At 52.6% G+C, this 6,353-nt stretch carries 11 protein-coding genes; 1 reads left to right on the top strand and 10 read right to left on the bottom strand.

What is annotated here, in order from left to right:
- Positions 1-235 (top strand): hypothetical protein (locus AB5Y64_RS14020; protein WP_368204012.1); only part of this gene is annotated, 235 nt, incomplete at its 5' end.
- A 504-nt stretch (positions 236-739) separates the two neighbouring features.
- Here the strand turns inward: AB5Y64_RS14020 and rplQ are convergent.
- The 10 genes from rplQ to rpsE form a co-directional block, all read right to left on the bottom strand.
- Positions 740-1,123, bottom strand: a complete 384-nt coding sequence (rplQ, locus tag AB5Y64_RS14015) for a 50S ribosomal protein L17 (protein ID WP_005307999.1) — start codon at positions 1,121-1,123, stop codon at positions 740-742.
- Positions 1,124-1,166: 43 nt separating this feature from the next.
- Entirely contained in the window at positions 1,167-2,156 is a 990-nt protein-coding gene (gene rpoA / locus AB5Y64_RS14010; RefSeq protein WP_005307997.1) for a DNA-directed RNA polymerase subunit alpha, read from the bottom strand.
- Between the two features lie 25 nt (positions 2,157-2,181).
- Positions 2,182-2,802, bottom strand: a complete 621-nt coding sequence (gene rpsD, locus AB5Y64_RS14005; protein ID WP_010672568.1) for a 30S ribosomal protein S4 — start codon at positions 2,800-2,802, stop codon at positions 2,182-2,184.
- Positions 2,803-2,841: 39 nt separating this feature from the next.
- Entirely contained in the window at positions 2,842-3,231 is a 390-nt protein-coding gene (gene rpsK, locus AB5Y64_RS14000) for a 30S ribosomal protein S11 (RefSeq protein WP_005319702.1), read from the bottom strand.
- 14 nt (positions 3,232-3,245) lie between these two features.
- Positions 3,246-3,602, bottom strand: coding sequence for a 30S ribosomal protein S13 (gene rpsM / locus AB5Y64_RS13995; RefSeq protein WP_024944692.1), 357 nt, complete (start codon positions 3,600-3,602; stop codon positions 3,246-3,248).
- A gap of 139 nt (positions 3,603-3,741) precedes the next feature.
- On the bottom strand, positions 3,742-3,855 hold the full coding sequence (rpmJ, locus tag AB5Y64_RS13990; RefSeq protein ID WP_005319705.1) for a 50S ribosomal protein L36: 114 nt from the start codon (positions 3,853-3,855) through the stop codon (positions 3,742-3,744).
- A 27-nt stretch (positions 3,856-3,882) separates the two neighbouring features.
- Entirely contained in the window at positions 3,883-5,211 is a 1,329-nt protein-coding gene (gene secY / locus AB5Y64_RS13985) for a preprotein translocase subunit SecY (RefSeq protein ID WP_010672567.1), read from the bottom strand.
- An 8-nt stretch (positions 5,212-5,219) separates the two neighbouring features.
- Positions 5,220-5,657: a 50S ribosomal protein L15 gene (gene rplO, locus AB5Y64_RS13980; RefSeq protein ID WP_005307987.1), complete on the bottom strand. Its 438-nt coding sequence runs from the start codon at positions 5,655-5,657 to the stop codon at positions 5,220-5,222.
- A gap of 2 nt (positions 5,658-5,659) precedes the next feature.
- Entirely contained in the window at positions 5,660-5,839 is a 180-nt protein-coding gene (gene rpmD, locus AB5Y64_RS13975; protein WP_005307985.1) for a 50S ribosomal protein L30, read from the bottom strand.
- A 6-nt stretch (positions 5,840-5,845) separates the two neighbouring features.
- The gene (rpsE, locus tag AB5Y64_RS13970; protein WP_005340605.1) at positions 5,846-6,346 is read right to left on the bottom strand and encodes a 30S ribosomal protein S5; all 501 of its coding nucleotides are present in this window, start codon (positions 6,344-6,346) and stop codon (positions 5,846-5,848) included.
- Positions 6,347-6,353 lie beyond the last annotated feature (7 nt).

The following is a 6,353-nucleotide window of genomic DNA, read 5'->3' as shown; positions in this document are numbered from 1 at the left end:
GGTCACTTCATCAGACATTGAAAATCAAAAATTGTTTTTGATGCTCGATGCTGTGAGTGCCCACACAGATTGCTTGATTCAAATTGTTAAAGAGCAACACAGCTTTTGGCTGCTGCGGGAGTGGCATTCTACTCAACCGCCTTCTCGAGTCAAGCCTTATTTTTACAGGCTTTTCGAGGCTATCGACCGGCTTGTTTGCGTTGCCGCTTGCCCTGTCGATGGAGGCGCATTATAGGGAGCGAATTCGTTCTGGCAACCCCTCCCCTGCAATAAAATTGCAAAAATCGGCACTTTTTTAGTTATTCATGTCCAAGCACAGCTTTTATACAACCTTATCCACAGGAGAAGTCCTCAACGGCACTATAGCCGCCACACTCCATGACTCATGGCCTACTTATACGACAAATGAAGGATGACATTGCCCTACTCTGGGCTATGCAACAGAACCCCTGTCGTTTAGGCAGAGATAAACGACTTAAATATAGAGACTATTGAAAAATCATCTCTCACTTACAAAACGAGGCAGTAGAGGCAGTAGAGGCAGTAGAGGCAGTAGAGGCAGTAGAGGCAGTAGAGGCAGTAGAGGCAGTAGAGGCAGTAGAGGCAGTAGAGGCAGTAGAGGCAGTAGAGGCAGTAGAGGCAGTAGAGGCAGTAGAGGCAGTAGAGGCAGTAGAGGCAGTAGAGGCAGTATCAGAATCAACTAAAAGAAAAGCCGGGACAAGCCCGGCTTTTTCTTTTATCACTCAGCAGCTGCTTCAGCAGCGGCCGGGCGGTCTACCAGCTCAATGTAAGCCATAGGAGCGTTGTCGCCAGCACGGAAACCGCATTTCAGAATGCGAGTATAACCGCCGGCGCGCTCCAGGTAGCGCGGGCCCAGTTCATTGAACAGCTTAGCCACGATCGCGTTATCGCGAGTACGGGCAAATGCCAGGCGACGATTAGCAACGCTATCAGTCTTGGCAAGGGTGATCAGCGGTTCAACTACACGACGCAGCTCTTTTGCCTTAGGCAGAGTCGTCTTGATGATCTCATGACGAACCAGGGAGCTGGCCATGTTGCGGAACATAGCCTGACGATGGCTGCTGTTCCGGTTCAGTTGACGACCACTCAAACGATGGCGCATGACCTTATCCTTCTAACTAAATCTGTGAAACCCGTAATCTGGATTACTCGTCAGCGATGCTGGCGGGCGGCCAGTTCTCAAGGCGCATGCCAAGAGACAGACCACGGGAGGCCAACACGTCCTTGATCTCAGTCAGGGACTTCTTACCGAGGTTAGGAGTCTTAAGCAACTCAACTTCGGTACGCTGTACCAGATCACCAATATAGTGGATAGCTTCTGCCTTCAGACAGTTCGCTGAACGAACTGTCAGCTCCAAATCATCGACAGGACGCAGCAGAATCGGATCAAACTCGGGTTTCTCTTCTTTCTTCTCGGGCACGCTGACATCGCGCAGATCCACGAAGGCTTCCAGTTGCTCTGCCAGAATAGTGGCGGAACGACGGATGGCTTCTTCCGGATCCAGAGTACCATTGGTCTCCATGTCGATAACCAGCTTGTCCAAGTCGGTGCGCTGTTCCACACGTGCCGCCTCGACATTGTAGGCGATGCGAACGATGGGGCTGAACGCGGAGTCCAGCAGCAGGCGACCGATGGGACGCTCTTCATCATCGTTGTGAACACGAGCAGAAGCAGGCACATAACCACGACCGCGCTGAACTTTCAGGCGCATGCTGATCTCAGCATTTGCACCAGTCAGGTGGCAGATTACGTGCTCCGGGTTTACGATCTCGACTTCATCACCGTGAGTGATATCACCAGCGGTAACGGGGCCTGTTCCAGACTTGGTCAGGGACAGAGTTACCTCGTCCTTGCCTTCCAGCTTCACAGCGATACCTTTCAGGTTGAGCAGGATTTCAAGAATGTCTTCCTGTACACCTTCTTTGCTGCTGTACTCGTGCAGTACTCCGTCGATCTCGACTTCAGTAACCGCACAACCGGGCATAGATGACAGCAAAATACGACGCAGGGCATTGCCCAGCGTGTGGCCAAAGCCACGCTCAAGCGGCTCGAGAGTCACTTTCGCGTGAGTCGGGCTAACTTGCTCGATGTCAACTAGCCGCGGTTTAAGAAAATCTGTTACAGAACCCAGCATTGTGTCCTCTCTTTAGAAGCTAGCTTTACTTGGAGTAAAGCTCGACGATCAGCTGTTCGTTAATGTCGGCAGACAGGTCGGAACGCTCCGGCAGGCGCTTGAAGGCACCTTCCATCTTAGCAGCGTCAACCTCTACCCAAGTCGGCTTCTCGCGCTGACCAGCAACTTCCAGGGAAGCTTTGATACGCGCTTGCTTCTTAGCCTTCTCGCGAACGCAGATCACGTCCTCAGGGGATACCTGGAAAGAAGGAACATTCACAACGCGGCCGTTTACCATGATGGCTTTGTGGCTCACCAGCTGACGAGATTCAGCACGAGTGGCGCCGAAGCCCATGCGGTAGACGACGTTGTCCAGACGACCTTCCAGCAGCTGCAACAGGTTTTCACCGGTGTTACCCTTTTGACGGGCAGCGTCGCGGTAGTAGTTGCGGAACTGTTTTTCCAATACGCCGTAGATACGACGTACTTTTTGTTTCTCGCGCAGTTGCACACCGTAGTCGGACAGACGCGCTTTACGCGCACCGTGTTGACCAGGAACGGTGTCAATCTTGCACTTAGAATCAATCGCACGAACACCAGACTTCAGGAAGAGGTCGGTGCCCTCACGACGGCTAAGCTTAAGCTTAGGACCGATATATCTTGCCATCTTCTTTCTCCAACAATCCTAGACCAAGTAGCTACAGCGTTACACGCGGCGCTTCTTGGGAGGACGACAACCGTTGTGCGGGATCGGAGTCACATCAGTAATGTTAGTGATGCGGAAACCAGCCGCGTTCAGAGCGCGGATGGAAGACTCACGACCGGGACCCGGACCTTTGACCATGACTTCCAGGTTCTTCACGCCGTATTCTTTGGCGATCTCACCAGCACGCTCAGCAGCTACCTGGGCAGCAAACGGAGTGGACTTACGGGAACCACGGAAACCGGAACCACCAGAGGTAGCCCAAGACAGAGCATTGCCCTGACGGTCAGTAATGGTCACGATTGTGTTGTTGAAAGATGCATGAACGTGCGCAATACCGTCGCTCACTTGCTTTTTAACGCGCTTGCGAGCACGAGTCGGAGTTTTAGCCATTTTCTACCTTCCCGTTACTTCTTGATAGCCTTGCGCGGACCCTTACGGGTACGAGCGTTGGTCTTGGTACGTTGACCACGAACAGGCAGGCTACGACGGTGACGCAAACCACGGTAGCAACCCAGATCCATCAATCGCTTGATGTTCATGGAAATCTGACGACGCAGGTCACCTTCGACGGTGAATTTACCTACTTGTTCACGCAGATTCTCGATCTGAGCTTCGTCCAGGTCTTTAATTTTCACATTCTCAGCGATACCGGCTGCGGCACAGATGGCCTTGGAGCGGGTACGACCGACGCCATAAATAGCAGTCAGTGCAATGACTGCATGTTTATGGTCAGGAATGTTAATGCCAGCGATACGGGCCACTATTCACTCCTACATATAGTAGATAACGACCACCACAAAGCCCGTGAGCGGATACGTGGCGGTCAACCAATACACAACAAAAGTTGGCTGGCTATATTAGCCAGCACAACTATTTGTTGCAAGTACTAACCGTAAAAAATTAGCCTTGGCGCTGTTTATGCTTTGGCTCGCTGCAAATCACACGCACCACACCGTGACGCTTGATGATTTTGCAGTTACGGCAGATTGCCTTAACGGAAGCACGAACTTTCATTGCTTAACTCCGTAACTACGCCGACCTTTAGCGGCCGTAGCCCTTCAGGTTGGCCTTCCTCAGGACGTCGCCATATTGATGAGACATCATATGGGTCTGAACCTGAGCCATGAAGTCCATGATAACTACCACGATAATCAGCAGCGAGGTGCCACCGAAGTAGAACTGTACGTTCCAGGCAGTCATCAGGAACTGGGGTACCAGACAGATAAAGGTAATATAGAGCGCACCTGCCAATGTCAGGCGAGTCATAACCTTATCGATGTAACGTGCTGTCTGCTCGCCCGGGCGGATCCCCGGGATAAAGGCTCCACTCTTCTTCAGGTTATCTGCTGTCTCGCGGGGGTTGAACACCAGCGCGGTATAGAAGAAGCAGAAGAAGATAATGGCTGCTGCATAGAGCATCTCGTACAAGGGCTGACCCGGCTGCAGGACCATAGAGACCTGTTGCAGAATGTCAGCGATCTTGCCCTCGCCCTGACCAAACCAGGAGGTAATGGTACCCGGGAAGAGGATGATGCTGGATGCGAAAATCGCAGGAATCACACCGGCCATATTCACTTTCAACGGCAGGTGTGTGCTTTGCGCAGCGAATACCTGGCGGCCTTGTTGACGCTTGGCATAGTTAACGACGATACGACGCTGACCACGCTCCACGAACACCACAAAGTAAGTCACAGCGAAAACAATCAAGCCCAGCAACAACAACAGCAGGATGTGCAATTCCCCTTGACGTGCCTGTTCGGCCGTAGCGCCAATGGCATGAGGCAGACCGGCGACGATACCTGTGAAGATAATCAACGAGATACCATTACCAATCCCACGCTCGGTAATCTGTTCACCCAACCACATCAAGAACATGGTACCGGTGACCAGACTCACAACGGCTGTGAAATAGAAGCCCAAACCCGGATGAGTCACGAGTCCTTGCATCATATTCGGCAGACCTGTTGCAATACCAATGGCCTGGAACGTTCCCAAAACCAGCGTGCCCCAACGGGTATATTGGCTAATCTTGCGACGGCCGGATTCACCTTCTTTCTTGAGTTCAGCAAGAGCAGGGTGAACCACAGTCAGCAGCTGGATAATAATCGACGCCGAAATGTACGGCATGATCCCCAGTGCAAGAATAGAAGCACGCGAGAGTGCACCACCACTGAACATGTTGAACATCTCAATGATGGTGCCCTTCTGTTGTTGGAACAACTCGGCCAGTACGGCGGCGTCAATACCAGGGATCGGCACATAAGAGCCTGCACGGAACACGATAATTGCCCCGAGAACGAAGAGCAGACGGCTCTTCAGTTCGCTCAGACCACCTTGTGCTTTAACATCCAATCCTGGTTTCTTAGCCATTGTACTGATTATTCCTCGATTTTACCGCCAGCGGCCTCGATGGCTGCACGTGCACCCTTGGTGACGGACAGACCACGAACGGTCACAGCACGGTCAATGTTGCCAGACAGAACAACTTTAGCGAACACGATGTTTTTGGTAATAACACCGGCTTGCTTCAGAGTGCTCACGTCGACCACATCACCTTCTACCAGGGCGATTTCGTTCAGGCGCACTTCGGCAGAAACCAAAGATTTGCGAGAGAAGAAACCGAACTTCGGCAGACGGATTTTCAAAGGCATCTGGCCGCCTTCGAAACCGTTGCGGACCTTGCCGCCACCGGAACGAGAGGTCTGACCTTTAACACCACGACCACCGGTCTTGCCCAGACCAGAACCGATACCACGGCCCGGACGGTGCTTGACGCGCTTGGAGCCAGCGGCCGGAGACAGAGTATTCAGACGCATGCTTAGCCCTCCACCTTAACCATGTAATAAACCTGGTTGATCATGCCGCGTACGCAGGGAGTATCTTCCAGCTCAACGGTGTGACCAATGCGACGCAGACCCAGACCACGCAGAGTCGCCTTGTGCTTTGGCAGACGGCCGATAGAGCTGCGAGTTTGAGTTACTTTTACAGTGTTAGCCATGTCGCATTACCCCAGAATTTCTTCAACGCGCAGACCACGCTTGGCCGCGATCTGTTCCGGTGATTGACCGTGAACCAGAGCGTCGACAGTTGCGCGAACAACGTTGATTGGGTTGGTGGAACCGTAGGTCTTGGCCAGCACGTTGTGGATACCAGCAACTTCCAGTACGGCACGCATGGCGCCGCCTGCAATGATACCAGTACCTTGGGAGGCCGGCTTCATGAACACGGTGGAACCAGAGTGAACGCCACGCACCGGGTGGTGCAGGGTGCCGTTGTTCAGCTCAACCTTGTTCAGGTTACGCTTAGCCTGTTCCATCGCCTTTTGAATGGCGGCCGGAACTTCACGTGCCTTACCGTAACCGTAACCTACACGGCCGTTACCATCACCCACCACGGTCAACGCGGTGAAGGACATGATACGACCACCTTTAACAGTTTTCGAAACACGGTTTACTGCAATGAGCTTTTCTTGCAGTTCGCCGGCTTGAGATTCGACTTTAGCCATCTTCGAC

Source organism: Aeromonas sp. R5-1 (assembly GCF_040908265.1).
Lineage (GTDB): Bacteria > Pseudomonadota > Gammaproteobacteria > Enterobacterales > Aeromonadaceae > Aeromonas > Aeromonas caviae.
The sequence above is the reverse complement of the archived record's forward strand: the minus strand, read 5'-3'. Positions and strand labels throughout refer to the sequence as shown.